Annotated in this window: 30 protein-coding genes; 15 read left to right on the top strand and 15 right to left on the bottom strand. The window is 39.5% G+C overall.

Translation table 11 applies throughout. From position 1 onward, the window contains the following. Positions 1-26: 26 nt before the first annotated feature. On the bottom strand, positions 27-263 hold the full coding sequence (locus tag IAR63_RS12780) for a hypothetical protein (RefSeq protein WP_057178029.1): 237 nt from the start codon (positions 261-263) through the stop codon (positions 27-29). 184 nt (positions 264-447) lie between these two features. On the opposite strand from IAR63_RS12780, the gene IAR63_RS12775 reads away from it, so the two are divergent. Beyond that, on the top strand, positions 448-1,434 hold the full coding sequence (locus tag IAR63_RS12775; protein WP_057178030.1) for a cyanophycin synthetase: 987 nt from the start codon (positions 448-450) through the stop codon (positions 1,432-1,434). Positions 1,435-1,601: 167 nt separating this feature from the next. Then, on the top strand, positions 1,602-1,964 hold the full coding sequence (locus tag IAR63_RS12770; RefSeq protein ID WP_187705533.1) for a hypothetical protein: 363 nt from the start codon (positions 1,602-1,604) through the stop codon (positions 1,962-1,964). Between the two features lie 63 nt (positions 1,965-2,027). On the opposite strand, the gene IAR63_RS12765 is transcribed toward IAR63_RS12770, so the two are convergent. The 3 genes from IAR63_RS12765 to IAR63_RS12755 form a co-directional block, all read right to left on the bottom strand. Beyond that, positions 2,028-3,659: a mechanosensitive ion channel domain-containing protein gene (locus IAR63_RS12765; protein ID WP_187705532.1), complete on the bottom strand. Its 1,632-nt coding sequence runs from the start codon at positions 3,657-3,659 to the stop codon at positions 2,028-2,030. A 43-nt stretch (positions 3,660-3,702) separates the two neighbouring features. Beyond that, entirely contained in the window at positions 3,703-4,671 is a 969-nt protein-coding gene (locus tag IAR63_RS12760) for a Tll0287-like domain-containing protein (RefSeq protein ID WP_187705531.1), read from the bottom strand. A 216-nt stretch (positions 4,672-4,887) separates the two neighbouring features. Then, positions 4,888-5,403 carry a pentapeptide repeat-containing protein gene (locus IAR63_RS12755; RefSeq protein WP_115538466.1) on the bottom strand — a complete coding sequence of 172 codons (516 nt, stop codon included), beginning with the start codon at positions 5,401-5,403 and terminating at the stop codon, positions 4,888-4,890. Positions 5,404-5,437: 34 nt separating this feature from the next. On the opposite strand from IAR63_RS12755, the gene IAR63_RS12750 reads away from it, so the two are divergent. After that, complete coding sequence (locus IAR63_RS12750; RefSeq protein WP_187705530.1) at positions 5,438-5,947, top strand: YraN family protein; 510 nt, start codon at positions 5,438-5,440, stop codon at positions 5,945-5,947. Between the two features lie 67 nt (positions 5,948-6,014). On the opposite strand, the gene asnS is transcribed toward IAR63_RS12750, so the two are convergent. Further along, positions 6,015-7,406 carry an asparagine--tRNA ligase gene (gene asnS, locus IAR63_RS12745; protein WP_187705529.1) on the bottom strand — a complete coding sequence of 464 codons (1,392 nt, stop codon included), beginning with the start codon at positions 7,404-7,406 and terminating at the stop codon, positions 6,015-6,017. A 62-nt stretch (positions 7,407-7,468) separates the two neighbouring features. Beyond that, positions 7,469-7,810, bottom strand: coding sequence for a sll0565 family protein (locus IAR63_RS12740; RefSeq protein WP_187705528.1), 342 nt, complete (start codon positions 7,808-7,810; stop codon positions 7,469-7,471). An 84-nt stretch (positions 7,811-7,894) separates the two neighbouring features. Here IAR63_RS12740 and IAR63_RS12735 point away from each other — a divergent pair, with 84 nt between their 5' ends. After that, a complete protein-coding gene (locus tag IAR63_RS12735) occupies positions 7,895-8,152 on the top strand; it encodes a DUF6439 family protein (RefSeq protein WP_187705527.1) in 258 nt (85 codons plus the stop codon). Here the strand turns inward: IAR63_RS12735 and IAR63_RS12730 are convergent. Beyond that, positions 8,143-8,607 (bottom strand): ATP-binding protein, encoded by a 465-nt coding sequence (locus IAR63_RS12730; RefSeq protein ID WP_187705526.1) that lies wholly within the window; start codon positions 8,605-8,607, stop codon positions 8,143-8,145. The genes IAR63_RS12735 and IAR63_RS12730 overlap by 10 nt on opposite strands. 450 nt (positions 8,608-9,057) lie before the next feature. On the opposite strand from IAR63_RS12730, the gene IAR63_RS12725 reads away from it, so the two are divergent. Beyond that, a complete protein-coding gene (locus IAR63_RS12725) occupies positions 9,058-9,570 on the top strand; it encodes an IS200/IS605 family accessory protein TnpB-related protein (protein ID WP_258316307.1) in 513 nt (170 codons plus the stop codon). Here the strand turns inward: IAR63_RS12725 and rlmD are convergent. After that, the gene (gene rlmD, locus IAR63_RS12720; protein ID WP_187705525.1) at positions 9,567-10,934 is read right to left on the bottom strand and encodes a 23S rRNA (uracil(1939)-C(5))-methyltransferase RlmD; all 1,368 of its coding nucleotides are present in this window, start codon (positions 10,932-10,934) and stop codon (positions 9,567-9,569) included. The genes IAR63_RS12725 and rlmD overlap by 4 nt on opposite strands. A gap of 410 nt (positions 10,935-11,344) precedes the next feature. Here rlmD and apcD point away from each other — a divergent pair, with 410 nt between their 5' ends. Further along, complete coding sequence (gene apcD, locus IAR63_RS12715) at positions 11,345-11,830, top strand: allophycocyanin subunit alpha-B (protein WP_006277680.1); 486 nt, start codon at positions 11,345-11,347, stop codon at positions 11,828-11,830. A 127-nt stretch (positions 11,831-11,957) separates the two neighbouring features. On the opposite strand, the gene psaK is transcribed toward apcD, so the two are convergent. Beyond that, positions 11,958-12,221 (bottom strand): photosystem I reaction center subunit PsaK, encoded by a 264-nt coding sequence (gene psaK, locus IAR63_RS12710; protein ID WP_061546427.1) that lies wholly within the window; start codon positions 12,219-12,221, stop codon positions 11,958-11,960. A gap of 142 nt (positions 12,222-12,363) precedes the next feature. Between psaK and IAR63_RS12705 the strand changes: the two genes are divergently transcribed. Continuing rightward, a complete protein-coding gene (locus IAR63_RS12705; RefSeq protein WP_187705524.1) occupies positions 12,364-12,801 on the top strand; it encodes a SufE family protein in 438 nt (145 codons plus the stop codon). Between the two features lie 83 nt (positions 12,802-12,884). Here IAR63_RS12705 and IAR63_RS12700 read toward each other — a convergent pair whose 3' ends face one another. Both IAR63_RS12700 and IAR63_RS12695 read right to left on the bottom strand, forming a co-directional pair. Beyond that, positions 12,885-13,115: a NifU family protein gene (locus tag IAR63_RS12700; RefSeq protein ID WP_187705523.1), complete on the bottom strand. Its 231-nt coding sequence runs from the start codon at positions 13,113-13,115 to the stop codon at positions 12,885-12,887. Positions 13,116-13,194: 79 nt separating this feature from the next. After that, the gene (locus IAR63_RS12695; protein ID WP_168730143.1) at positions 13,195-13,431 is read right to left on the bottom strand and encodes a hypothetical protein; all 237 of its coding nucleotides are present in this window, start codon (positions 13,429-13,431) and stop codon (positions 13,195-13,197) included. A gap of 227 nt (positions 13,432-13,658) precedes the next feature. Between IAR63_RS12695 and lepA the strand changes: the two genes are divergently transcribed. The 3 genes from lepA (at position 13,659) to IAR63_RS12680 (ending at position 18,122) form a co-directional block, all read left to right on the top strand. Then, positions 13,659-15,470 carry a translation elongation factor 4 gene (gene lepA, locus IAR63_RS12690; protein ID WP_187705522.1) on the top strand — a complete coding sequence of 604 codons (1,812 nt, stop codon included), beginning with the start codon at positions 13,659-13,661 and terminating at the stop codon, positions 15,468-15,470. A 311-nt stretch (positions 15,471-15,781) separates the two neighbouring features. Continuing rightward, positions 15,782-16,966 (top strand): glycosyltransferase family 4 protein, encoded by a 1,185-nt coding sequence (locus IAR63_RS12685; protein WP_187705521.1) that lies wholly within the window; start codon positions 15,782-15,784, stop codon positions 16,964-16,966. A 121-nt stretch (positions 16,967-17,087) separates the two neighbouring features. After that, the gene (locus IAR63_RS12680) at positions 17,088-18,122 is read left to right on the top strand and encodes a cyanophycinase (RefSeq protein ID WP_187705520.1); all 1,035 of its coding nucleotides are present in this window, start codon (positions 17,088-17,090) and stop codon (positions 18,120-18,122) included. 40 nt (positions 18,123-18,162) lie between these two features. Here IAR63_RS12680 and IAR63_RS12675 read toward each other — a convergent pair whose 3' ends face one another. Together IAR63_RS12675 and IAR63_RS12670 are read right to left on the bottom strand one after the other, a co-directional pair. Continuing rightward, positions 18,163-19,143: a CHAD domain-containing protein gene (locus tag IAR63_RS12675; protein ID WP_187705519.1), complete on the bottom strand. Its 981-nt coding sequence runs from the start codon at positions 19,141-19,143 to the stop codon at positions 18,163-18,165. Then, positions 19,140-19,544 carry an NIL domain-containing protein gene (locus IAR63_RS12670; protein WP_006277702.1) on the bottom strand — a complete coding sequence of 135 codons (405 nt, stop codon included), beginning with the start codon at positions 19,542-19,544 and terminating at the stop codon, positions 19,140-19,142. Before IAR63_RS12670 ends, IAR63_RS12675 begins: the two co-directional genes overlap by 4 nt. Positions 19,545-19,625: 81 nt before the next feature. Here IAR63_RS12670 and IAR63_RS12665 point away from each other — a divergent pair, with 81 nt between their 5' ends. After that, positions 19,626-20,216: a thioredoxin family protein gene (locus IAR63_RS12665; protein ID WP_187705518.1), complete on the top strand. Its 591-nt coding sequence runs from the start codon at positions 19,626-19,628 to the stop codon at positions 20,214-20,216. Between the two features lie 52 nt (positions 20,217-20,268). After that, positions 20,269-21,348: a Gfo/Idh/MocA family protein gene (locus IAR63_RS12660; protein WP_187705517.1), complete on the top strand. Its 1,080-nt coding sequence runs from the start codon at positions 20,269-20,271 to the stop codon at positions 21,346-21,348. Positions 21,349-21,358: 10 nt separating this feature from the next. Here IAR63_RS12660 and IAR63_RS12655 read toward each other — a convergent pair whose 3' ends face one another. Then, positions 21,359-22,003, bottom strand: a complete 645-nt coding sequence (locus tag IAR63_RS12655) for a DUF8196 domain-containing protein (protein WP_006277706.1) — start codon at positions 22,001-22,003, stop codon at positions 21,359-21,361. 257 nt (positions 22,004-22,260) lie between these two features. On the opposite strand from IAR63_RS12655, the gene IAR63_RS12650 reads away from it, so the two are divergent. The 3 genes from IAR63_RS12650 to IAR63_RS12640 all read left to right on the top strand — a co-directional run bounded on the left by IAR63_RS12650 (position 22,261) and on the right by IAR63_RS12640 (position 24,769). Next, positions 22,261-22,605, top strand: a complete 345-nt coding sequence (locus tag IAR63_RS12650; protein ID WP_187705516.1) for a hypothetical protein — start codon at positions 22,261-22,263, stop codon at positions 22,603-22,605. A gap of 70 nt (positions 22,606-22,675) precedes the next feature. Continuing rightward, on the top strand, positions 22,676-23,920 hold the full coding sequence (locus IAR63_RS12645; protein ID WP_235678262.1) for a glycosyltransferase: 1,245 nt from the start codon (positions 22,676-22,678) through the stop codon (positions 23,918-23,920). A gap of 12 nt (positions 23,921-23,932) precedes the next feature. Further along, a complete protein-coding gene (locus IAR63_RS12640; RefSeq protein ID WP_187705514.1) occupies positions 23,933-24,769 on the top strand; it encodes an alpha/beta fold hydrolase in 837 nt (278 codons plus the stop codon). Here IAR63_RS12640 and phnE read toward each other — a convergent pair. Further along, on the bottom strand, positions 24,761-25,582 hold the full coding sequence (gene phnE / locus IAR63_RS12635; protein WP_187705513.1) for a phosphonate ABC transporter, permease protein PhnE: 822 nt from the start codon (positions 25,580-25,582) through the stop codon (positions 24,761-24,763). The two genes, IAR63_RS12640 and phnE, sit on opposite strands and share 9 nt — an antisense overlap. Positions 25,583-25,679: the final 97 nt, after the last annotated feature.

The following is a 25,679-nucleotide window of genomic DNA, read 5'->3' as shown; positions in this document are numbered from 1 at the left end:
ACGCTGATTAAAGAATAATTTCATATTCACATTGAAGCTATTAGTACTTGAGAATCAAAAAACATTTCAAAATAACCATCAGGCACAAGTTGACGCAGATGCTGAATATAGCCATCCGCATCTGACTTACTGCGAAAGCGGGCAACAACAACACGCTGATCATCTTCTGCTACACGAGCTACAGTCCAACCATTGAGGCGATTTTTATAAGAAATCGCCTTTTTTTCTAGTTTTGTGTTTTTGTATCCGGTATCTTGTGGCATAATTATACTATCCCTATGAATTTGATCGGCGTTAGTGTATCTCTTAGGGGGGAAACACTAGCGCCTTTAATTGATTGACGATGCCACTTTGTTATTATATAATTTTTTAATTGTCAACACTTAGTGCAACTGTATATTTATAATACAGCTAAACGGTAATATTAATAACCATATTAAAGAAACTATGAGATTTACAGCATCGGTTTTGCAGAAGATAGCCACAGAAATAGGTGCAAAGATTTTGATAGAACCGGAATATGAACTAATAGGCCACATAACCTTTCGCAATGGTAAGAGAACAGTCTTTCGTAATACAAGATTTAATATTAATGGATTTGGCTCAGCTAATTTAGCCCAAGATAAGGCCTTTTCTAATTACTTTTTGGGTACTCTTGGTTATAAAGTAACAGAAGGCAAGACATTTTTCAGCGATAAAATGTGTCAAAAGGTAGCTAATCCCAGAAACATAGATGAAGGTTGGCAATACGCGGAGAAATTAGGTCTACCTGTTATTGTGAAACCTTTGAATCTCAGTTCAGGAATTCTAGTCACTAAGGTATATAATAAAAACGAATATTATGAAGTGGCAAAAAAAATATTTAATGTACAATCAGTCCTAATTGTGGAAAGATTTTATCTTGGTAATGATTTTAGAATTTTAGTCCTAGATAATGAAGTTATGGCTGCTTATCAGAGAATTCCCCTATCCATAATTGGGAATGGCAAGTCCACCATTTTAGAACTACTCACAATAAAACAGGAAGAATTGGTCAAAAAAGTTGAAAAGATATCAATTGATCTAGCTGACTTCCGAATTTTTAAAAACCTCCAAAAACAAAATCTCACTTTTGAGAGTATAGTTCCCCAAGGGATGATAGTTTATCTGTTAGATAATGCCAATCTCTCCGCAGGTGGTCAAGCAGTAGATATGACTGACAACATCCATCCTGATTTTCAACAACTGGCGATTAATATTACTAAGGATATGGGTTTAAGATTAGCAGGTGTGGATATTCTCACTCAAAATATTACCCAACCACTAGTAGACTACACCCTCTTGGAGGTTAACAGCGCTCCTGGGTTGACTCATTATGCTTCCCTGGGGGAAAAGCAAAGACAGCAGGTGGAACATCTATATCGCAAAATTCTCCAAGAATTGGAAAAGGGATAATTTAAGATAGAAATTAGCACTCTCCACTTCTAATTGCTAAGTTTTTAAGAAATTTTAAAAATCATTTATTGAGGTAAAAACCGTCTATTTTTCCAGTTATAGTTAATTTATAGTTAAATGTGAAGTCTGTCAACTTAATAACTGAACAGCTAAATTGGAGGATGGGAATGAGGTACACTTTTGATATTATAGGGGTGTCTCCAGTACTGTACTTTTTCAATCATCAACAGCAAAGTTTAGATAGAAACCTAACTAAACCACGAAACCAACGGGTTGAATATTTGGGAACTCAAATTTGTACCCTGGATGAATTTCTCCAATCCGCAGAATCCGTGGTCAACACCAAGAGTTGGAATTTGGATGAGGTGGTCAACACCGTCATTGAGTTTTGGTTGCATAATCCGGATACTATTCAATATTGGAAAACTAGATTGAAAGATGCGGGTAGGGATAACTTGTTAGTAGCTAGACTAGCAGATATAAAAGCCTTGCAGGCAGAATTTGAATCTTTATTGGGTTATGGGTCTTGACAGACTTAGTATCCCCCAGAGCTAAAGCTGGGGGAATGGTAATAAGTCTAAGCAATTCTAAAATCAAGATCTCAAATTCAGTGCCATACGTGACTCAAAATATTGCTGTATTTGTTCAACAATACCCTTTTTATCTAACATATCCGCTGGTAGTTCTTGGAGAGAACCACTTAAATAAGTATGGTAATATTGGCTAACTTGTTCAGCGATGACACTAATAGCTATACCATCCCGGTCTAGGGCGCTCAAAAGTGCATTGGGAGTGATACCCAAAATTTGGCTTTCCTCTATGGTAGTGATTTTGATCTTGGGTAAAGGTTGTCCAAGGAAAAGACTCATCTCCCCAAAGAAATCTCCTGCTATCAATTCCTCCGTGGGAGCTAGTGGTTGGTGCAGGAGAAACTCTTCTCTTTGTTGTGGATTGTGAATCTCAGTGGAGAGGGTTGAATAAAGACTATATAGAGAGGGAGCTGTTTTAGCTGCTTCTTTAGTTAGGGAAAAGGCCACTGGGCCTATGTACTTAGCTAGTTGTACGGATACCTGCTCAATCACTGGTGGTTTGAGAGCAAGACTGGCGCGATAATCATTTTGTGGGTTTCGATTTAGGGGAATAGTAATATTACCCTCTGAAGTATGAATTAATTCATTTTGTACCAAAATAGAGCCGCTTACTACCAGAAACATGGCCCCGGAAAATAGTTGTTGATTATCCAATAACTCCTCTCTGTCAAACAACAAAGTTTTAGATTCCTCAATGATTAAGCTTTTAGCTTCCAGACTTAAATCTCTAAAAAACTCAACAGCATTAACCAGTTGCAATAGATGTTGTTTTTCCGACTGCTGATATTCAGTAGTTAAACCAGCACGATTGAGAGCGTACCAAAGTCGACAACGAATTTCCGGATCTGTATGGGTTTCCGCCTCACTGTAGTTTTTCGGATAGTAGAAGAGTTTGTAGTTTATTTCCTCCAAACCATAGGACCACATTCTAGCAAATAAAGGCTTATCCAGATTAACATTTGCTGGAGGTTGATTAATTAAGGCTTTGCAGGCAATATCCATAACCTGGTTGGGGGGAATATTGGGAGGAACGGTGAAGTCCACCATACGATAGACGTTACCCGCAGCTGCCATTTTTACTAGGTTTTTAGCTATTGACCCGTTAGGAATATAAGTAATTTCACCGGATTTTTGGCGAATATCTGTAGAATCCCAATCAACTGATTCTACAACCCCTTCTACCATCATGCCATCTAGTGCTTGAAATTCAATCCAATCACCAATTTGAAAAGGTTGGTTTATTTGCAGAAAAACACCCGAGAGCAAATTACCTAAGGGTTCTTGCATGGCAAACCCAACCACTGCTGCGAATAAGGCAGATGTAGTAAAGAATTGAGTTGTGTCTTTTCCTAAAACTTGTAAAACTACAGCAGCAGCTATGCCATAAAGAACGACGGAAACTGTAAACTTCAATAACTTAGATGGCTGTTTTCCTTGCTTGTGGGTGAACCAAAAATCAATGATTAAAAAAGAAAGTGTGTTAACAAACACCACAGCAATGCTAATTAAAACAACAATCTTGAGTATTTCGATGATTACTGGCAAAATCTGTTCGGGGTTACTCAATACGAAAACATAAGAGAACAAAAGACATCCAGTCAATCCAGCTTGAAAAAGCAGAAGAAAATTTTTCATGTCCGCCACCAATTACTGATTATTTAACAAAAACATTGCATATTTACTGTTGTTGTGGTGATTTTAAAGCCTTATTAAGACTGATCAAAAGACGATTAATCGATCGGTTTAGATGATGTAGGGGGTTAGATTTATCCTCTGGTAATTGTGCCCCCTCCGCTTGATGTAGGCTAACTTCTTCTAAGAGGTGGGTGATAAAATCTAGTGGTTTGGTTACCCAACGATATATAATTACTATTACTGCTGTGTATGCGACTAAAAATATACTAGCAATCGCCAACAAATAAGAGCCAATAGATCTGCGAGCTTCGTTGTACTGAACAATAGAGGGGACAGAGATTATTCTAGCTCCCACCACCTCATTTAACTTCCACCCAAAACCATTTTCACTACCATAGGTCTTGATTAGGGAAGCAGGTGCCCTTTCAGGTGTACTGTGACATACCAAACAGCTTTCTTTAGTGATTTGAATTGGCTTGGCAATATAATAGGTTTTTTGCTTAGTCAAAGTGTCAAACCTTTCGCCCATTTTTGGTGGTGCTTTGGGATTTTCAGCAAAGTAATTAATAATTTCCAGTTCCCAAGGTGCTGCTAAATCTTTGCGATTAGTTGGATTTATGGCAGTCTCACGATAGCTATATCCGTTCTTATTTTTCTCCAATTGGTTTAAAACCTGTTGAGCAGCATAGGAAGGAACAGTAACTCTATTAAACTCAGGTACTTCCGTTTCTGTTTGTTGGTAGCCTTGGGCTTGATTATTACCGCCTTGGATAGCCTGATCAGCAGCAGGAGCTTTTAATGATGTTTCAATCAGGCTAAATTGGGGTTGAACCTGATTAGACGTATAATCCCTAACTGCTGCTGCTGTATCTAAAAGGATTCCCGCAGTGCGAAGGATATCTTTTTTGGCTTTATTAAATTCCAGGGACCATATTGATAGTCCACAGATCAACCATCCGGTGAAAAAAATACTAAATATGATAAATACTAGTCTTGTTTGTAGTTGCTTCATAAAATTTAAAACCTAGTTTCTCAATTTTATCTGGCGATCGCTAACGAAAGTGCAAGGTTGGGAGTACCTATTTAGATGTTTCAACGTTTGTTTCTCGCATTTCCTTTGAGCTTTTAGCCCCTAGTTACACTCTAAATGAATATATTGTTAGGCAAATCCCAGGACACTATATCATAATATCATACAGATAATTCCAAGTTTATTTTGAGTGGTACACTACCGACAAAGTAGAGTCTCTCTTGTATCTCTACCTGTAGTGGGGTTAATTCCCTTTGCTACTTCACATAGTTTATTTTGTTCATCACGACGTAACAACACATCAGTAAAGTCCGCACCTACAATAATTGCACCATCAAATTTAGCACTAGCTGCAAATGCACCTTCTAAAATAGCATTAGTCAAATTAGCTCTAATAAAACGTGCAGAATCTAAAGTGGCATTGGTTAAATCAGCACCAGTGAAATTTGCTGATTCGAGATTAGCAGCAAAGAAACTGACCCCGCTGAGATTAGAACCACTAAAATCACTTTGACGAAGATTGGCTTTGGTAAAACTAGAATCTCTTAAGTCCCTTTGGGAAAAATTTGCTCCGATCAAAATTTCTTTGTTGTATTCTAGTGCTAAAGCTGTTGATGTTATACCTACTAAACAAGTTAGGGGTATGATTACCAACAACGATAAACTGAGGATCACTAGAAAAATCTGATTTTTAAAAACTCGTTTAATATTCATAAGAATGGATTAGTAATCACCTGAATTGTAATTGATGTCTAAACTTCCTTCATCTAATTATGGCAAAATTGGTCTCACAGGAGAAGATCTAGTGACCCAATGGTTAAAATCCAACGGTTGGCAAATTCTCCATCGTCGTTTTTCTTGTCTTTGGGGTGAGGTGGATATTATTGCCCAGTATGATAATAAAACTCTTACACCAACACCAACAGATATTAATCGCAGAACACCCCTCATCGCCTTTGTAGAGGTGAAAACCCGTAGCGCTGGTAATTGGGATGCGGGAGGGAAAGAATCGGTTACCACGAACAAACAAAGGAAAATCTTGATCGCGGCCGAAATGTTTTTAACTAACCATCCAGACAAAGCAGACTACTCTTGTCGCTTTGACCTAGCTAGTGTTTTTTATAAAAAGTCTATTCCTAAAAACCAGGTAATCCAACCAAAAGGATTGGCTAGTTTGTCTACTCAAGAATACGAGTTCATACTATTGGATTATATAGAATCCGCTTTTGATATATCAGCAAGATTAAGTAGTATTTAGGGTGAAATGGAAGGTGTGGGGTTATCCCACGCCATAATCAACGTACCCTAAATAAGTTGTATCCAAATTAAAACTCTGCACTCTGTGGCGTACGAGGAAAGGGAATGACATCTCTAATATTTCCCATACCCGTCATAAATTGAACTAACCTTTCAAATCCTAAACCAAAACCCGCATGGGGTACGGTTCCGTAACGACGTAGATCCAAATACCACCATAAATCTTCTGGTTTCATCCCCTGGGCTAAAACCCTTCTCTCTAAAATATCCAGTCTTTCTTCCCTTTGGGAACCACCAATAATTTCCCCTATTTTAGGAGCTAAAATATCCATGGCACGTACGGTTTTCTCATCATTATTTAATTTCATATAAAATGCCTTGATTTGTGCAGGATAATCCGTAACAATTACTGGCTTTTTAAAAAGCTGCTCTGCTAGGTAACGCTCGTGTTCTGACTGCAAATCTAAGCCCCATTCTACCGGGTAATCAAATTTGACTTCTGCTTTCTCTAAAATTTGGATGGCATCTGTATAGCTCAATCTCTCAAACTGGTTGTTAACAATATTTTCCGCTGTCTCTAATACGGTGTTGTCAATTCTTTGATTGAAAAACTCCATATCTTGTTCACAGTTTTCCATCACATATCGGAAAATATGTTTAAGAAATTCTTCTGCTAAGTTCATATCACCTTCTAAGTCGCAAAAGGCCATTTCTGGCTCTACCATCCAAAACTCTGCCAAATGTCTAGAAGTGTGAGAATTTTCTGCTCTAAATGTTGGTCCAAAGGTATAAACGTTGGTAAATGCCATGGCCATAATTTCTGCTTCTAATTGCCCACTCACTGTTAAATAGGTGGGTTTACCAAAAAAATCTTGACTGTAATCAACCTCTTGGTTCTCTTTCCGGGGAATATCTTGCAAATTCAAGCTGGTGACGCTAAATAATTCTCCTGCTCCTTCACAATCACTAGCAGTTAAAATGGGGGTGTGGACCCACATAAAACCCCTCTGTTGGAAAAACTGATGTATGGCAGTCGCACAAGCATTTCTCACCCGAAATACCGCCCCAAAGGAGTTGGTTCTACTACGTAGGTGGGCAATACTTCTCAAAAACTCAAAGGAATGACGTTTCTTTTGTAAAGGATAAGTTTCTGGATCCGCGTCCCCGTACACTTGTACAGCTTCCGCTTTTAGCTCTATTCTCTGTCCCTTCCCTTGGGATGCAACTAAGACTCCCCCAACTTCCACCGAAGCACCTGTATTTATTTGTTTTATGATTGTCTGGTAGTGGGGTAGATCCTGATTAATAACTATCTGTAAGTTGGCTAAACATGAACCATCATTAATTTCTAAAAAGGTAAATCCCTTAAGTTCTCGTTTAGTTCTTACCCAACCATGTACTACTAGGGTTTCTTCAGGTTGACTACTTCTTAGTATTGTGGCAATTCGATGTTCAATCATTTTCTACAACTGGGTTCTTTTATATAGCTTTGCTGTGCGCATTAGAGCTTGCTACTAATGGCTCACATCCATGATTTTAACCACCAACCTATAAGAATGCCTAGACCACCAAATCGAATAACTTGCCAAAAGGGTTTGTTTAGACTTCTCCAAGAAATTAATTTACTTTCTAAGTTAATTTCTATTAGTTCTATCTCTTTTTCTATACGCCTCAACTCAAGTCGCATTTCCCTAGTCTGGTTTTTATTCTGTTGAATATCTTTAGCTTTTTGTTGCCATTCAGCTTTTTTTTGTTGATCCCTTTGTATTTGAGTATATCTTTGTTTTAACAGCATCAGTTCTTTGTCTAATTGCTCTAGTTGTTGCTCAATGTCTCGTTGATAGTTTTCCTCTGAGTTAGTCATTGGTTATAGACTGGTGTTGGATTATTCGCTATAATGGTCAAATATCATAACTCTTCTACTTTTGTATATTAGGCCCTAAGTATTATGTCTTTAAACACTGAGTTAAATAATTACAGCACCCTGGAATTGGCTCAAGCTTTGATGGCAAAATTAAGCATCTCCCCCGAAGATTGGCATCGTCTCAAATCTCACCGCAATGCCCGGGCTAGTGAGCTTGTGGCTGCGGCAATGGTATTCTTGGTCAAAAATGAACCTTTGGAAGCTCAAGCTAGGTTAAATCAGGCTTTGGGTTGGTTGGATAAGTCCATATCCGCTCCCCCTTGTCCCAGTCGTCACTTATAGCCCAAAACCGGAACCAGGTTTGTATGCCAAAACCTCCTAATTTCTACGTGCTTGCACAGTCTTAGTTCTGTGCCTTTATGGTTCCATTCTACCTGATCAAATATTTGATGTAATAAGCCCATACCCCTCCCGCTCTCTGATTCATCTGGTGGTAAATAATCACTGGGATCGCCCAGTTTGCGACAACAGGGTGTAAATCCATTCCCCTGGTCTGATATGATCCACCAATACTGATCATCTGTGAAGGAAAAACGTACCACCACCAGTTTACTAGGATCCAGATTATTCCCATGCTTGGCTGCATTCACTAGGGCTTCTTGTAGTCCTAGCCTAATTTCTGGCTGTAGATTTTTGGGAATATCTGCTAATAATAGATCTAGTATGGGACATAAATAAAGGGTTGAGGCAAAACTAATAGTACCCCACGAGCACGGTTTAAAAGAAATGGTAATCACAAGAGAAACCCCGTAGCCTCTGGTTAGCTAGACATTAATTCGCTGTTTCAATACGCGCTTCTTCGAATCTTAAGCTTAACTACACTTTTAACTCTAATAAAAACATAAAACTAATTTGTAATATGAATTGCGACCAGGCAAACCAAAACCGCACTCTCCAGCTAGCAAAAGGGTTTGGGAACACTTGTTAGTGAAGAGGGTGGGCCGGCCCAAGGTAACCAGGTGTACCCTTCCTACCTTGCTTTGATTTTAGCATTGCTATTACTCAATAGTCTAGTGGTCTTTCAAAGATTTTCCGTTTTTCTGTTGGTTCACAAGAAAATCGCCGAAAGGCACGGAAGCCACTTGGCTTTAGACAGGAAGTGTCAACGGCGAATTTATTCGCCTTGATATTTAACCGTGATGCGGATCTTCAATATACCTTTTAATAACATCTAAAGAAACCGACAAATGCGTGATGCAGTTAACAAAGCTGCAAGAATAGTCGTTAACCACTGTATTGAAAATAAGATTGGTGCTATTGTTTTTGGATGGAATAAAGGACAAAAAGATAGTATTGATTTGGGGTCTAAAAACAATCAGAAGTTTGTCCAAATTCCCACAGCAAGATTAAAAGACCGTATTGCTCAATTATGTAAACAATACGGAATAGATTTTATTGAAACAGAAGAATCATACACTTCTCAATCATCGTTTTTTGATTGCGACAATATACCTAAATTCGGTGAAAAACCCGAAGGGTGGGAAGCAAGCGGGAAACGAGTTAGTCGTGGAGTATATGAAACTTCTGATGGGTTCAAAATTAATGCGGACTGTAATGGTGCTGCTAATATTTTGAAAAAAGTAGCGGTGATGCTAGGAATTGATCTTAGCGGAATCAGTAGAGGTTGTTTAAGCCAGCCTCAGAAAGTTCGTTTATGGACTCTTCAGAAATCTCCGTGTCTTCAGACCGGAGAAGCTTAACTTTCTAGAAAGGCCACTGTTTCCACGTGGGGTGTCTGAGGGAAAAAGTCCGCTGGTTGCACTTTTTTTAGTTTATACTCTCCACTGGCGCATAATAAACCCAAGTCACGAGATAAAGTGGATGCTTTACAACTTATGTAAGCTATTTTCTTAGGTTTTAGCTTTAGTAAGGACTCTAGCACTGTAGGTTCACATCCCTTGCGTGGTGGATCAAGAAGGACAATGTCTGGCAGTGTCTCTAATTTGGGTAAAATATCCTCTACTGCTCCTATTTGGAATTTGGCATTAGTGATCCCGTTATGTTGAGCATTGTATATAGCTTGCTCTACTGCTTCTGGTTGTATTTCTAAGCCAATAGTTTGACGTGCTTGTTTTGCGAGTGGTAGAGTTAAAGTACCAATACCGCAATAAGCATCAACAAGAATTTCATCTCCCTGTAAATTAAGTTGTGATTGAATCACTTCCAGAAGTGCTTCTGCTGTTTCGGTGTAAACTTGAAAAAAAGTGTCCGGTCGCACCTTAAATTCCAGTCCAGCAAATCGTTCCCTGATATAAGGGACTCCTGCAATGCAGGTTGTTACCTTTCCAAATATGGCATTCGTGCGATCGCCGTTATGATTCAAACAAATTCCCACCAGTTGAGGGTAACGCTGTAACCATTGATGTGCTTGGGTTTCAATTCCTGGTAACTGACCATTTTTGACTACCAGGGTCAACAGAATTTCCCCCGTATAACGGCCAATCCGTAAACCCAGATGGCGAATTTCCCCTTGATGACGGTTCTCATCATATACTGACCAACCTTGCTTTTGAATATCCTGTTTAATTTCTGTCAACAGGGGATTTAATCGAGGGTCTTGTACTGGACACTGATTTAAATTGATTAGTAAATGACTGCCTTTTTGATAGTAACCAGCTTGAACTTGTCCTGTAGATGAGACTTTTATAGGATAAGTAGCTTTGTTACGATAACCCAAGGGTGAATTTGTGGTTAACACTGGTGCTACTGGTGGGTTAACAAAATTGCCGATTCTTTCTAAAGCCTGAATTACCTGGTGTTGCTTAACCTGTAATTGATATTCATAATTTATGTGTTGCCATTGACAGCCACCACATTTATCAGCGACAATACATTGAGGACGAGTCCTTTGCAAAGAAGGTTGGAAAATAGCTGTGACAACACCATGGGCATATTTATTCTTCACCCTGAGTAAACGAACCAGCAAGCGATCGCCCACCACAGTATCGGGTACAAAAACAACCCTACCTTCAAACCTTCCCACTCCTTCCCCATTGTCGTTGAGATCGGAAATTTCCAGCTCTATAATTTTTCCCTGTTGCCAAACTATATCATTATTATTCATTATTCATTACTACATTTTACTTAATAATACCAACTATACCGTTCACAAGAAAATCGCCGAAAGGCACGGAAGCCACTTGGCTTTAGACAGGAAGTGCCAACGGCGAATTTATTCGCCTTGATATTTAACCGTGATGCGGTTCTTCAATATTCCAGTGTTGTCTTTATGTTATTTTGTGGCTGCTATTGACAAGTAAGTCTTATCTGAGCTATACTTTCGAAATCAACTTAAAGTAGCGGTGATGCTAAGAATTAATTTTAGCAGAATCAGTAGAGGCTGTTTAAGCCAGCCTCAGAAAGTTCGTTTATGGACTCTTCAGAAATCTCCGTGTCTTTAGACCGGAGAAGCTTAATTCTGTACCCGAAAATGGTTAAAATAGGAAATAATATATTTTCCGTGACTACATAATCATGACTGTAATTAGCCAAGTTATTCTCCAAGCTGATGATGAGCTGCGTTATCCTAGCAGTGGCGAACTCAAAAGCATCAAAGATTTTTTTCAAACAGGAGTTCAGCGAACAAGAATCGCTGCTACCCTAGCGGAAAACGAAAAAAAGATTGTTCAGGAAGCCACCAAAAAACTTTGGCAGAAGCGCCCTGACTTTATTTCTCCTGGTGGCAATGCCTACGGTGATAAACAGCGTTCTCTATGTATCCGTGATTTTGGATGGTACTTACGTCTAATCACTTATGGAGTTTTAGCAGGGGACAAAGAGCCCATTGAAAAGATTGGTCTAATTGGTGTGCGGGAAATGTACAATTCCCTGGGTGTGCCAGTACCGGGTATGGTAGAAGCGATTAGTTGCCTCAAACAAGCGTCTTTAGACCTATTAAGTGGAGAAGATGCAGCAGCTACCCAACCATACTTTGACTATATAATCCAATCCATGTCCTAGAACCACCCTAATAAACTTCCAAGTGGGCTATTGCTCAGTAGTCAGCCCCAAGCTTGATAGTGGCTAGGGCAAGACCATTATTAAGGTATTGTTGAGCTACTATCAATGTTTGGGAGAGTACTAGAACTTAAATTTTACCGATGCTGTGAAGTCCTAATATCACACCTGCGCCGAGGATATGACCAAAAGCAGTGGTTGCCAGAACTGCTGGTAAACCGAACCCGCCAAAGAAATTAGGAGATGGTGTAGAGGGAGGTGCGCTGGGGTACTCAATGGTAAATTTACCGAAAGCAGCAGCAAAAATATTAGCCACCAACATGATAATGCCAACGGTGGGGCTCCAGGTTAGGGGAGCAGTTGCGGTAACAGCGAGCAGGGCGGAAGTTAACACTAGATATTCTCCTTCAGTGATGTGAACAGATAATAAGGGCTGACATTCCGCATGAAGTTGCAGGAATGTCCATATCAATCCAGTAAAATTATATGATCAACTGCCCACAGTTGGTTTCACTAAATCACTTTCTCAATTTACTATGTCCTTGAGTCCTGATTCCTTACCACCAGCTCTGGGGAAGATCGTTCAAAGATTTCAACGTGCTTCCGATCCTAAGCGCCGCTATGAACAGCTAATTTGGTATGCACAGAAACTACCTGAGTTTGCCCAAGCAAACAAAGTACCAGAAAACAAAGTTCCCGGTTGTGTTTCTCAGGTATATGTTACAGCTACACTTAATGACAGGAAGGTAATTTTTGCAGGAGATTCAGATTCTCAGCTAACCAAGGGATTATTAGCACTGTTAATAGAAGGACTAAATGGATTAACTCCTAAAGAAATTATACAACTAAACCCCGAATTTATCCAGGCAACGGGATTAAACGTTAGTCTCACACCTTCCCGGGCCAATGGTTTTTACAACATCTTCAGAACCATGCAAAAAAAGGCGCTAGAATGTGATGCAAAAGCCCAGTAGAAAGTCAAATAGGAAGGGCGGGGGATGATGGGAATTAGCTTACCAACGCATCCCTTGTGCCTCTTGCAATTTTACATTAGCTCTTAAATGACCTGTTCTACTTCGCTAATTTCAGGAATCTCTTCTCTGAGACGGCGTTCAATACCCATTCTTAGGGTCATAGTAGAACTAGGACAAGAACCACAAGCTCCTTGTAAACGTAGTTTCACAATTGGTCCATCTAATTCTACCACTTCCACATTGCCCCCATCAGACATTAAGTAGGGTCGCATTTCATCTAGTACAGTTTCAACGTTTTCAAGAGTTAGTTCCATGGTTTTGATACCTGTTTAGTAGGGGATAGCTTTAAGCTTACCCGATTTTTCTTATAGTAGGGTAGTTGAAAGTCTAGACTCAATCATTCCATTCACCCCTGGGGGGGACAGGGGTGCGCATGGGAGTACGAGTCAGTTCATCATCCCTGGGAAAATCTCCCCGTAACCACTGACGAATAGCAACCTCTATGACCTTACTGGGGTCATTGGTGAGATGTTGAATCTGAGCGATCAATTCCGAGTCCAGACGTAATGCTATTTCTATTTTTTCGGCGTTTGTATTATCCGCTTTATTGTGATGTTTTTCCATATTCATAGGTTTATATTCCCAAAAAAATTGCCCAACATTGCCCAACCCCAGATAACCAATTTGTAACTGGCAGTTTTTATATCCAGTGACATCATATCCTGAAAATCAATTTACCGATTTAGTAGAGAAGAGGGGGAATTGCCAATCATGTATTACCCATTGCCCAATAAAGCATTAAAATACATGAAGTGAATACTTTTAAATTTTGACTGCTAATCAAGCAAAGATGGTATATGACTGAGGTTCCCGCCATTCGCATTCGCAACTTCTGTATTATCGCTCATATAGATCATGGGAAGTCCACCCTGGCTGATCGTTTACTGCAGGCCACTGGGACCGTAGAAGACCGACAAATGAAAGAGCAGTTCCTAGATAATATGGATCTAGAACGGGAGCGTGGCATTACAATTAAGCTACAAGCTGCCCGCATGAATTATACCGCTAAGGATGGACAGCAGTATGTGTTGAACTTAATTGACACTCCTGGTCATGTAGACTTTTCCTATGAAGTTTCACGCTCTTTAGCTGCTTGTGAAGGTGCTTTATTGGTAGTTGATGCTTCCCAGGGGGTAGAGGCCCAAACCTTGGCCAATGTGTACCTGGCCTTGGAACATGATCTGGAAATTATCCCCGTGTTAAATAAAATTGATTTACCGGGAGCAGAACCAGATCGGGTCATTGGAGAAATTGAGGAAATTATTGGACTAGATTGTAGTGGGGCAATTTTAGCCTCCGCTAAAGAAGGAATAGGTATTCCAGAAATTTTAGAGGCTATAGTCGAGCGCGTACCCCCAGCAGCTGATACTGTTAGTCAACGATTAAGGGCCTTGATCTTTGATAGCTATTATGATAGCTACCGGGGAGTAATAGTTTATTTCCGGGTAATGGATGGCACAGTCAAAAAAGGCGATCGCATTTATTTGATGGCCTCCGATAAGGAATATGAAATTGACGAGTTAGGAGTTCTTTGTCCCAACCAAACCCAGGTAGAAGAATTGCACGCAGGGGAGGTAGGTTATCTAGCTGCGGCGATTAAAGCGGTAGCTGATGCACGAGTAGGTGATACTATTACATTAGCAAAGGCTAAAGCTGCTGAAGCTTTGCCAGGTTATACTGAAGCTAATCCCATGGTGTTTTGTGGTATGTTTCCCATAGATGCAGACCAATTTGAAGACTTGCGGGAGGCTTTAGAAAAGCTAAGATTGAATGATGCGGCTTTGCAATATGAACCAGAAACTTCCAGTGCCATGGGATTTGGCTTCCGATGTGGGTTTTTAGGTTTACTGCACATGGAAATTGTGCAGGAGCGGTTAGAACGGGAATATAATCTGGATTTGATTATTACTGCTCCTTCCGTGGTTTATAAGGTAATTACTATTAAGGGTGAGGAACTCTATATTGATAATCCAAGCCACCTACCAGCACCTAATGATCGAGAAAGAATAGAAGAACCCTACGTGCAAGTAGAAATGATTACTCCAGAAACCTTTGTGGGAACTCTAATGGAGTTATCACAAAATCGTCGGGGTGTGTTTAAGGATATGAAATATCTTACCCAAGGTAGAACCACTCTTACATACGAACTTCCTCTAGCTGAAGTAGTGACGGACTTTTTTGATCAGATGAAGTCCCGATCCCGTGGCTATGCTAGTATGGAATATCATCTAATTGGCTACCGTGAAAATCCTTTGGTAAAATTGGATATTATGATCAATGGTGACCCGGTAGACTCCCTAGCAATGATCGTTCACCGAGATAAAGCCTACAATGTGGGTAGATCCATGGCCGAAAAATTGAAGGAATTAATTCCACGTCATCAGTTTAAAGTTCCTATCCAAGCTGCTATAGGTAGTAAAGTGATTGCTAGTGAACACATTCCCGCTTTGAGAAAGGATGTTTTGGCTAAGTGCTATGGTGGTGATATTAGCCGTAAGAAAAAGCTCTTGCAAAAACAAGCTAAGGGTAAGAAACGGATGAAGGCTGTAGGGACGGTGGATGTACCTCAAGAAGCTTTTATGGCGGTGTTAAAGTTAGATCAAAGCTAGTCAATATGAGATCAATTGGTGTGTGTATCAAGCATCAAAAAGTTACCCAAGGGAGGGGGAGCAAAATCCCCCGAAAATTCCTGACTCCATACTCACCTACCTGGAAAGTGGATAAAAACTATGAGCAGACTATAAACAAAGCATGAGGAAAATCAAAACCCATCCTAGGTTTTATGGCTAAAGCTATATTATTGGTGTAGCGTTTTGTGAGACCTAGAGAGCCAAAAACCAGATCAGAGGTTGATAAAAAATAAAGTCTCAAATTCCTGTTAGTTATTTGAATTTTTGTAAAGTATCGGGGAGTCAAAAGAATGAAGATACTGGTACTAAGTTGGGAATTTCCACCAAGGATAGTTGGAGGTATTGCTCGTCATGTGGGAGAGCTGTACCCAGAACTGGTGAAGTTAGGACATGAAATTCACCTAATTACACCCGACGTGAAACAAGCATCCCCTTATGAAGTGGTGGAAGGTATTTATGTCCACCGAGTACCAGTAGCCCATAGCCATGATTTTTTTCACTGGATAGTCAATTTAAATCAGAGTATGGGTCATTACGGTGGTAAATTAATTAAGGAAGGATATTTTGATATTATTCATGCCCATGATTGGTTAGTAGGAGATGCGGCGATCGCCCTAAAACACAATTTCAAAATTCCTTTAGTTGCTACCATTCATGCAACAGAATATGGAAGATGTAACGGGATTCATAATGATATCCAAAACTATGTTCATAGTAAAGAAAATGAATTGGCATATAATGCTTGGCGGATTATTGTTTGCACTGAATATATGCAAAAGGAAGTGATCAGAGCTTTGCAAAGTCCCCCAGATAAAATAGACATAATTTATAATGGGATTCGTCCGGAGAAAAAACGTCATCATCGGGATTTTCATGCCCAAAATTTTCGTCGGCAATTTGCAGCTGATCATGAAAAAATAGTGTATTATGTTGGGAGAATAACCCACGAAAAGGGCATACCTGTATTACTCAACGCTGCTCCTCAAATTCTCTGGGAAATGGGTGGTTATGTTAAATTTGTGATCATTGGTGGTGGGAATACGGATCATTTAAAACAACAAGCTTGGGATTTAGGAATTTGGGACAAATGTTATTTCACAGGTTTCCTTTCTGATGATTATTTAGATAAATTTCAAACCCTAGCTGATTGTGCGGTTTTCCCCAGTTTATATGAACCCTTTGGCATTGTGGCCTTAGAGAGTTTTGCTGCGAGAGTACCAGTGATAGTATCGGATACTGGTGGTTTCCCGGAAGTTATTGAACATACAAAAACAGGAATTATCACTCAGGTAAATAATCCCCGCTCATTAGCACGGGGAATCTTAGAAGTTTTGAAAAATCCCGGTTATGGAAAATGGTTAGTAGATAATGCATATCAGGAGTTGGAGCGCCGTTTTTGCTGGACACAATTGGCCCAAAAAACCGTTGAGGTTTATGAGAAAGTATTAAAAGAGCGATCGCAAATTGATTGGTAGGATACCAACTGGAAGGTTCAAAAAACACTAATACCTTACGGTGGGAATTTCTGTGGGGAAGTGCAAGATTTAAAGATAATTGGAGATAATTAGAAATAATAGGTGTTTGCAACTTCCGAGTATGGCCAAATGGTTGAAAACAGCAATTGATATCTTGTTGAAGATGGGAACCTCCCTCCTATCCCACCTAACAGCTAACTTCAAGCGCTACCTGGAGAAAATAGACAGGGAAGGAGTAACGTCCTATCCTGCATACAATAAGTCTTCCCATACTCAACCCCAACTAGCTGGACCAGTACATAATTTAGGGGGTGGTGGTGTGGATGTGGACGATGCAATTCAATGGATGATCAATCAAGTTAGGGGTGGTGACAACTCTAACCAAAAAGTGAATGTTTTAGTGATTCGTGCTAGTGGAAATGATAACTACAACGAACTAATTTATCGCATGCGGGGAGTAAATTATGTAAAAACCCTAATTGTTAAAAACCGACAAGAAGCCAATAGAAATGATATTTTTGATCAGGTCAGAAACGCTGGAGTAATTTTCTTTGCAGGTGGGGATCAATGTGAATATATACGTCACTGGAAAAATACCAAATTGGAAGCTGCAATCAAATCAGTTTATGATAAGGGGGGAGCAGTGGGTGGAACAAGTGCAGGAGCAATGATTCAAAGCGAGTTTGTTTATGATTCTTGTGCTTGCGAGGAGAGTATTGAAACTTGGGAAGCGCTCAATGATCCCTACAGAAATATCACCTTTACTTATAACTTTTTCCAATGGAAGCATTTAAAAAGAACTATAATTGACACTCATTTTGATGAACGTAAACGTATGGGGAGAATTATGGTTTTTATTGCGCGACAAATACAAGATGGTATATCTACGGATGCTTTAGGCATAGCTATTAGTGAGCAAACATCTTTATTAGTAGATAAAAATGGTATGGCTAAAGTAGTGGGAAGGGGTGCAGTCTATTTCGTGTTAGGAGATCATCCTCCTCAAGTCTGTCAACCCGGTCAACCCCTAACTTACTACGAGTATAAAATTTGGCGTTTGATTCGAGGTGAAATCTTCAATTTAAAGCACCCACCATCCACCGGATATTATTTCAGAAGTGTTAAGCGGGGTAAATTTGATCGTGACCCCTACTAGCTTCCAAGGTGATAAATCTCGGGAGATCTTCCGATGGAAATTACTGCAGGTGTAATGCTGTTAGGTATAAATTCTTTCTGGTCTCTGTTTTTAAAAATTCCATTTGTAAGGGTTGCCACTGCTGCCATAATTGATAGCGATTAGTAGCTAGCAGGGTCATCATTTCAGTTAAACTGGATTCACCTTCTGATTTAAAGATATCTACCAACCACTGGTTTAAAACCATGCTATCTTGGAGATTACCTAAAATTTCTTGAACTTGTTTGATTTGGCCAAGCTCCTGTGTGAAGGAGTGTTGGTATAGGTTGTCAAATAGATCTATTTGATAGCGCACTCTTTTGGCATGTTTTCGCAGGTCATGAAGAATTTCTCCCTGGATTTGTAGGTTTTTTTCTAGCTCTTCAGGATTCCATTTTACTGATGTAATTCCAGCTGGATCTAGGGTTTCTATACCAATCATCCACCCTGGATGTAATAGAAATCTACTGATTTGTGGTAGAAGGAGTTCTGGTACTGCTTGCTGAATTTGTAATTCAGCTAAAGGATTGTACATCGGGCTTTTTAGCCACTCCAGCAAGTCTTGTTTAAAGGATTTATATAGTTCAGATTTGAAGATTTTCTGCACCGATAAACAGACTGATTCTCGCTCCTGTGATATAACAGAAAAAGCCTTTTTCAAGTAAGTTTGTTGACGGGGTGATAGGTATGGTTGATAGTCCTGCTCTAGAATTTCTTTTAACACATCTAAATCCCTGAGTTTTCCTAAAGTTCTGGCAATTTTACCAATACTTTGATCATTCACGGATGAAGGTAGATCTAAAAAAGAACTAAAACTGGTAATGGCAGTACGTAAACGACGCATTCCTACTCGCATTTGATGTAATGCCCTGGGGTCCTTGTCTTTTTTGACCGATTTTTCATATTCAAGGGTTTTCTCAGCGATTTTTGTCAATGCTTGATGCCCCAAGTATCCTAAGCTGGTCACGGATAATGTTTTTATAGATACTTTATCTAGTTTCATAAATTAGTCGAAATAGCTTGTAATGGACAAGAAGAAATACACTGCTCACAGACAATACACCGCGATCGCGTGAATGTTAGTTTGTATGTTTCTCGATTCAAAGATAATGCCTCCGTGGGACAAACTCCCGTACACAGTCCACAGTCAACACATAGTTGATCATCAATAACTATTTCACCCAAATTATGAGAAACAGCAATATGTTGCGATCGCATCCAGTCAATAGCTGCATCTAACTGGTCAATATCACCCGATAATTCGACCACCAGTTTACCAATTTGATTAGGAGCAACCTGAGCGCGGATAATGTTAGCAGCTACGTTAAAATCCCTCGCCAGTCGGTAAGTAACAGGGATCTGGATCGCACGTTTAGGAAAAGTCAGGGTCACTCGTTTCTTCATAGAAAAAACCACATTTGGCTAAATTTGATAGACTAGATCTGGAAAATGCCTAATTGCTTAATAATTATTAATAAATAAACCATGATTCCAGATGCACCCCTTGATCCCAACCCAAACACCTCCACCCAGTCAACCCTGGGAAATCGGGTCAGAAACTTACTCATAGTAATTGTAGCGATCGCCCTCACTGGACTCTTATTTTTAGGACTGAGAAACCAAACCAGTGCGGTTTCCCTTCAGGAACTAGACCAAGCATCTACCCCTTTAGAAATGGCCATAACCAACAATCGACCCAGTCTAGTAGAATTTTACGCTGACTGGTGTACAGTTTGCCAAAAGATGGCATCGGACATAGCAAAATTGAAAGATAAATATGGTGACAAGATGAATTTTGTCATGTTGAATGTGGATAACAGTAAATGGCTACCAGAAATGCTTAAATATCGAGTAGATGGCATACCCCACTTCGTCTTTTTAGGTAACCAGGGGGAAACCATAGCTGAAGCGATTGGTGATACACCCCGCACCATTATGGATAGTAACTTAGACGCATTAATCACAGGTTCTCCCCTTCCCTATGCTCAAATGAATGGCAGAGCTTCTCAGTTTTCCACTCCAGCTTCAATCAATCAAGACGATCCTCGTAGTCATGGTGCACAAGTAGTTAATTAGTAGAGGGGGAATGGGGACAAAAGTTGTTAAAACAAATCTAAAAACTAAAATTATGATTGGCGTAGCAATAGTTGGGAGCGGATTCGGACAAAAAGTACATATTCCTGCATTTAGTTCCCATCACAAAACTAAAATACTCAGCATTTATCACAGAGATATTAAGCAGGCCCATTCTTTAGCAAGAGCTTATAATATCCCCCACCATAGCGACAATCTAGAAGAAATTTTGGCATTACCAGAAGTGCAAGCGGTGAGTATATCCACACCACCGTTTTTACATTACTCCATGGGTAAACAAGTATTAGCAGCGGGTAAACACCTCTTATTAGAAAAACCGACCACCCTAAATGTAACTCAAGCTAAGGAACTATATCAACTAGCAAAGCAAAAAAACATTATTGCCACGGTAGATTTTGAATTTCGTTTTGTTCCAGCATGGCAATATTTACATCAGTTATTAAATAACAACTATGTAGGAAATATTAGACTAATTAAAATTGATTGGTTAGGGTCATCTCGTGCTAACACAGATCGTCCTTGGAATTGGTATTCCCAAAGAGAGCAAGGTGGTGGAGCTTTAGGTTCTTTAGGTTCCCATGCTTTTGATTATATTAGCTGGTTATTTGGAGAGGTAATAAGACTTAACGCCTATTTAACCACAGCAATTACCCAAAGAAGAGATCCGGTGGATGGAGAGTTAAAGGTAGTGAATAGTGATGATAATTGTTTAATTTCATTAGAGTTAGAGAAAGGAATACCTTGTCAAGTTTGTATTAGTGCAGTAGTGCAAGCCAAGAGAACTCATGCTATCGAAGTGTATGGAGACAAAGGGACATTAATTATAGCGAGTGAGAATCAAAAGGATTATATTTATGGGTTTAGAGTTTGGGGTTGTGAAATTGGGGGAAGTTTCACCGAATTGGAGATTCCTAAACAATTATTATTTCCCCAAGACTACACTGATGGTAGGATTAGTGCATTTTTGCGAGTTGTAGACCAATGGGTGAATGGAATAGAAACCCAAAAGGAGATTGTTCCGTCATTGAAACAGGGAGTTTATTCCCAACTGTTGATGGATCTGTGTCATCAATCATCTCATTCCAGAACCTGGGTAGACGTGCCAAGTTGGTAATGATTGTGACCTACCACACCTTGGCTTGAAAATCCTTTTTCACGTCAATAGCTACCGAATCTCCCGCTGGACGGATTAGAAATAGACCTTGTTCTAAGGCGTATTGATCTGCTTTTTCATCCACTTTAATACCCGCCACTGCTCCATAAAGCTTATATTTTTTATATTTAGGAAATACATCCTTGAACCGATCAAGTACTTTTATAAATCGTTTAATATCTCGTACCTTTAAGTGAGACTTAACTTCAATAGCTACAATTTGACCATCATTTTCTGCCCAAATATCAATTTCTATGGAACCTGCATAATCATGAGCTTTTACCTGAAGGGAGGTATAGTGGACATCAATACCCTGTTCTTTAAATAATCGCACCGCAGCAGGTCTAACTAAGTTTTCTACAAACTCACCCCATCTACTAGTGATGGATCCCATATGCTTATTAGTTTCAGCCACCATCTTCCTAGTTTCTTCCATAGATATACGGAATTGGTCCATCTCTTCTTCATGTTTTCTTTGGCGTTGTTCATATTCTCGTTGACGTTGTTCATATTCCCGTTGACGTTCTTGATATAGAAGTTGTTCTACTTCTCGTTGTCTTTCGCTTTCTTTAAATAGGGCAAAAATATCCGCAAGTGTAATGTTTTCGCTACTCATAAGTCTATAACCTTAGGTAAAAATATCTTCCATTCTAACCTATTTCGTTATTGTACACAGGAAGTGCGATCGCATGTGTATTCACAAAACTTATTTTAAATTAAAAGTCTAGTTGTGACAATATTGTATGCAGGTCCTTAATACCCCATTGATGTCACCACAATTTTATTGGTTTTCAGACCTGTTTGAGAAAATTGGCAATTGTAGGATGGAACCGTGGTACTGTTGTTGAAGTAAATTTTACTGGTATATTGGTGATGAAAATACTTTGGGCATTATTGCCAACAACCGTAATTGCGCTAAACGCAGGAGAGTTGTTCGCTCAGGAGAAATTTGCAGGAGAATTTAACGGGAATCTCCAGATTGGTAAAACCCACTCCCATGTTTTTTATTTTGGTAAAGAAAGTGGAGACACACTAGTTTATTTCTTTGAAACCCAATCCCCTGTGGGTAAAAAAATTATTAGTATCTGTAAGCGCAATAAGCCATGCATGGGAAAAGCCCAGCTCCAAATAGTTAAACCTATTCCCAAGGGTATTCCTGAATCCACATCTGGTACTTATAAAATTATCTCGGTTTCCCAAGTGAACGGGAAAAGGTAAACTGGGGACAGATATATTAGTTATGCATATTGGTTTATATTGCCCGGTTGAAACAGGCCATCTAAATACCATGTTACCGATTGGTGAAGCCTTACTCCTAAAAGGTCACAGGGTAACCTTTGTAGGTATACCCGATGCTCAAGCAAGAGTTGAAGCACTTGGTATTCATTTTTTTCCAGTGGCCATGGAATCCTTTCCCCAAGGGAGTATAGAGAAAATCTTTGAAACCTTGGGTAAAAGAGAAGGTCTATCCGCTCTACTTTACACCATAGGAATCTTTCGACACGTTTCATATATGGTTCTCCAAGATGGGGCGATCGCCTGTAAAGATCTCAACCTGGATGGAATGGTCATTGATCAAACCAGTACCGAAGCAGTGGCGATCGCCAAAATTTTGAATATTCCCTATGTTACAGTCTGTAGTGCTTTACCATTTAACCAAGAAGCTGGAATTCCACCTGTTTTTACAACATGGCAATATGGTGACTCATGGTTTTTCAAATTGAGAAATCAATTGACTAATTATGTAGGTTCTTTGATAGGAAAAATTATCCACGAACCAGCAAACCAGTTTTTAAAAAATAATCAGTTGCCCATACCAACAACTTTTGATTCTTCCCTGGCAATTATCTGTCATCAACCAAAATCTCTGGAATATCCCCGAAAAACCTTGCCTGATAACTTTCATTTTACTGGACCATTTCATACCACAACAAGCCGCAAATTTGTTGATTTTCCCTGGGAAAAATTATCTGATAAACCCCTAATTTATGCCTCCATGGGAACATTGCAAAATCGCCTGAAAAATACCTTTCAAACCATTGCTGCAGCTTGTGAGAATTTGGATATTCAATTAGTGATTTCTCTGGGTGGTTCTGCTAATCCTGAAGATCTACCACCCCTACCGGGTCATCCCCTGGTTGTTCGTTATGCTCCTCAAATTGAACTACTCCAGCGAGCGAGTTTAACAATTACTCATGGAGGTATGAATACCACTCTTGAATCTTTGACTCATGGTGTTCCTCTCCTGGCTATTCCTATTACTAATGATCAACCAGGTATCGCAGCTAGAATTCAATGGTCTGGTTGCGGCGAATTCCTCGAATTAAAACAATTAACAGTGCAGAAATTACGTGAAAAGGTAAAACGGGTTTTAGAGGTCCCCAGCTATCGAGATCGTGCCCGACAATTTCAACAGGAAATTAACCATTCTGGAGGTATTAATCAGGCGATCGCCATTATTGAACAAGCTATCTCAACTCAACAACCTGTGGTGGACTGCGCCCCGGTTATATTTGACAATTTTAGTTATTAAAAATTATTAAATATGAAACAATTCCTTAAACTTGATGATTATCAGGCCGCCTACACCCTTAAAGGTAAAGGTGAACCATTAGTTTTATTACATGGGTTTTTCGGTGATGCGTCATCCCTAAATTGTCTGGTGGACCAATTACAATCTCAATTTCAATGTTTTAGCTTAGAACTGTTAGGCTTTGGTGACTGTTCTAAATCCAATAAACCCAAAATTAATTATTTAATTGAGGACCAAGTTGCTTTTCTCAAGCAATTTGTAGATAATCTTCAACTACAAAAGTTTTATTTAGCTGGTTATTCCTACGGTGCATGGATCGCTTCAGCATATGCTGTTCATTACTCATTTAGTCTACACGGTTTAGGTTTAATTGGCCCCGCAGGTATTCGTGATGATGGTTTTGTTGGACGCTATGACCACCTTAAACCACTACTTTGGCAGACAAAACTTGTGGATTTGGCGATCGCCCTATATAAACCTTTTGCCTACTTTAGCGGGAACAGGAATGGTTACCAAAAAATTGCCCAAGCACGTCATATGCTGATGACTCAACCCAGTGCTGCTGCTATGTTAAACAGCATATTAAAAGCAACAAATGCTCTGAATACGGTGGAAAAACATATCCATCAAATTTCCACACCAACAATAGTTATTGCTGCGGAAAATGATACTACTATTCCCCAATGGCACAGTGAAACCTATGCAAAAACCATTCCCCAAACCGCTTTTTATGTTATCCCAGGTGCTGAACATGACTTTGTTAATACTCATGCTCCGGATATTTGCCGCCTAGTTCATTCTTTTTTTACGAAATCTGGTTTTATTTCATCCGTGGTTGAACTAGACTAACCAATTTCTTATCTTAGCAGATAATAAATCAATTATAGCTGTAGCTGCTACTAAAACAATTAAAATCGCACAGACTTTTTGATATTGGAAAGCGCCAAAGCTTTGATAAAGTGAAACACCTATGCCACCAGCTCCCACTATGCCCAGAACAGAAGCGGAGCGGACATTAGATTCAAATCTATAAAGCGTGAAAGAAGTCCACAAAGGCATAACCTGGGGAATCACACCATAAATGACCTCTTGAATGTGACTAGCACCAGTAGCTCTAATCCCATCCACTGGACCTGGTTCAATAGATTCTACCGCTTCGGAGAACAATTTACCTAATACTCCAGTGGTGTGTACAAATAAGGACAACACCCCTGCAAAGGGACCCAACCCCACTGCCACTACAAATATCAATGCAAACACTATTTCATTAATAGCACGCATGGCATCTAATATTCGTCTTGTTGGTTGCACAATCCATATTGGGCACATATTATTGGATGCTAGGATGGATAAGGGAACAGAAACGATCGCCGCCATTAGGGTTCCCCAGAGTCCCATAGAAATTGTAATTACAGTTTCAGAAAAGTAATATCCCCAGTCGGAAAAGTCTGGTAGAAAATATGATTTAACATACTCCACCATATTGTCTCCACGTTGCAGAAGCACCAAGAAATTTAATTCACTTTGTAGATAGGAGGCAATAAGGGCCACAGCAATTGCTAAAACTAACAGAACTTTTTTGGTAGTGACAAGTTTGGCTTCTTTCTCTAACATTGCCAAGACATTAGGAGAAGAAACTGGGGATTCTGATTTCGGGGACATGCTCGTATACGCCTAGATTTAATACTATTATATTTGGTCAAGTTATTTATTGAGAGTAGACTTTCTCTTTTTTCAGGTAGCTGTTGATCTCTAACTT

It is taken from the genome of Cylindrospermopsis curvispora GIHE-G1 (assembly GCF_014489415.1).
GTDB lineage: Bacteria > Cyanobacteriota > Cyanobacteriia > Cyanobacteriales > Nostocaceae > Raphidiopsis > Raphidiopsis curvispora_A.
This window is presented reverse-complemented; position numbering and strand designations above follow the sequence as displayed.

Coding starts and splice junctions, on each gene's coding strand:
- IAR63_RS12780 (WP_057178029.1), bottom strand. CDS start 263: ATGCCACAAGATACCGGATACAAAAACACAAAACTAGAAAAAAAGGCG.
- IAR63_RS12775 (WP_057178030.1), top strand. CDS start 448: ATGAGATTTACAGCATCGGTTTTGCAGAAGATAGCCACAGAAATAGGT.
- IAR63_RS12770 (WP_187705533.1), top strand. CDS start 1,602: ATGAGGTACACTTTTGATATTATAGGGGTGTCTCCAGTACTGTACTTT.
- IAR63_RS12765 (WP_187705532.1), bottom strand. CDS start 3,659: ATGAAAAATTTTCTTCTGCTTTTTCAAGCTGGATTGACTGGATGTCTT.
- IAR63_RS12760 (WP_187705531.1), bottom strand. CDS start 4,671: ATGAAGCAACTACAAACAAGACTAGTATTTATCATATTTAGTATTTTT.
- IAR63_RS12755 (WP_115538466.1), bottom strand. CDS start 5,403: ATGAATATTAAACGAGTTTTTAAAAATCAGATTTTTCTAGTGATCCTC.
- IAR63_RS12750 (WP_187705530.1), top strand. CDS start 5,438: ATGTCTAAACTTCCTTCATCTAATTATGGCAAAATTGGTCTCACAGGA.
- asnS (WP_187705529.1), bottom strand. CDS start 7,406: ATGATTGAACATCGAATTGCCACAATACTAAGAAGTAGTCAACCTGAA.
- IAR63_RS12740 (WP_187705528.1), bottom strand. CDS start 7,810: ATGACTAACTCAGAGGAAAACTATCAACGAGACATTGAGCAACAACTA.
- IAR63_RS12735 (WP_187705527.1), top strand. CDS start 7,895: ATGTCTTTAAACACTGAGTTAAATAATTACAGCACCCTGGAATTGGCT.
- IAR63_RS12725 (WP_258316307.1), top strand. CDS start 9,058: ATGCGTGATGCAGTTAACAAAGCTGCAAGAATAGTCGTTAACCACTGT.
- rlmD (WP_187705525.1), bottom strand. CDS start 10,934: ATGAATAATAATGATATAGTTTGGCAACAGGGAAAAATTATAGAGCTG.
- apcD (WP_006277680.1), top strand. CDS start 11,345: ATGACTGTAATTAGCCAAGTTATTCTCCAAGCTGATGATGAGCTGCGT.
- IAR63_RS12705 (WP_187705524.1), top strand. CDS start 12,364: ATGTCCTTGAGTCCTGATTCCTTACCACCAGCTCTGGGGAAGATCGTT.
- IAR63_RS12700 (WP_187705523.1), bottom strand. CDS start 13,115: ATGGAACTAACTCTTGAAAACGTTGAAACTGTACTAGATGAAATGCGA.
- IAR63_RS12695 (WP_168730143.1), bottom strand. CDS start 13,431: ATGAATATGGAAAAACATCACAATAAAGCGGATAATACAAACGCCGAA.
- lepA (WP_187705522.1), top strand. CDS start 13,659: ATGACTGAGGTTCCCGCCATTCGCATTCGCAACTTCTGTATTATCGCT.
- IAR63_RS12685 (WP_187705521.1), top strand. CDS start 15,782: ATGAAGATACTGGTACTAAGTTGGGAATTTCCACCAAGGATAGTTGGA.
- IAR63_RS12680 (WP_187705520.1), top strand. CDS start 17,088: ATGGCCAAATGGTTGAAAACAGCAATTGATATCTTGTTGAAGATGGGA.
- IAR63_RS12675 (WP_187705519.1), bottom strand. CDS start 19,143: ATGAAACTAGATAAAGTATCTATAAAAACATTATCCGTGACCAGCTTA.
- IAR63_RS12670 (WP_006277702.1), bottom strand. CDS start 19,544: ATGAAGAAACGAGTGACCCTGACTTTTCCTAAACGTGCGATCCAGATC.
- IAR63_RS12665 (WP_187705518.1), top strand. CDS start 19,626: ATGATTCCAGATGCACCCCTTGATCCCAACCCAAACACCTCCACCCAG.
- IAR63_RS12660 (WP_187705517.1), top strand. CDS start 20,269: ATGATTGGCGTAGCAATAGTTGGGAGCGGATTCGGACAAAAAGTACAT.
- IAR63_RS12655 (WP_006277706.1), bottom strand. CDS start 22,003: ATGAGTAGCGAAAACATTACACTTGCGGATATTTTTGCCCTATTTAAA.
- IAR63_RS12650 (WP_187705516.1), top strand. CDS start 22,261: ATGAAAATACTTTGGGCATTATTGCCAACAACCGTAATTGCGCTAAAC.
- IAR63_RS12645 (WP_235678262.1), top strand. CDS start 22,676: ATGTTACCGATTGGTGAAGCCTTACTCCTAAAAGGTCACAGGGTAACC.
- IAR63_RS12640 (WP_187705514.1), top strand. CDS start 23,933: ATGAAACAATTCCTTAAACTTGATGATTATCAGGCCGCCTACACCCTT.
- phnE (WP_187705513.1), bottom strand. CDS start 25,582: ATGTCCCCGAAATCAGAATCCCCAGTTTCTTCTCCTAATGTCTTGGCA.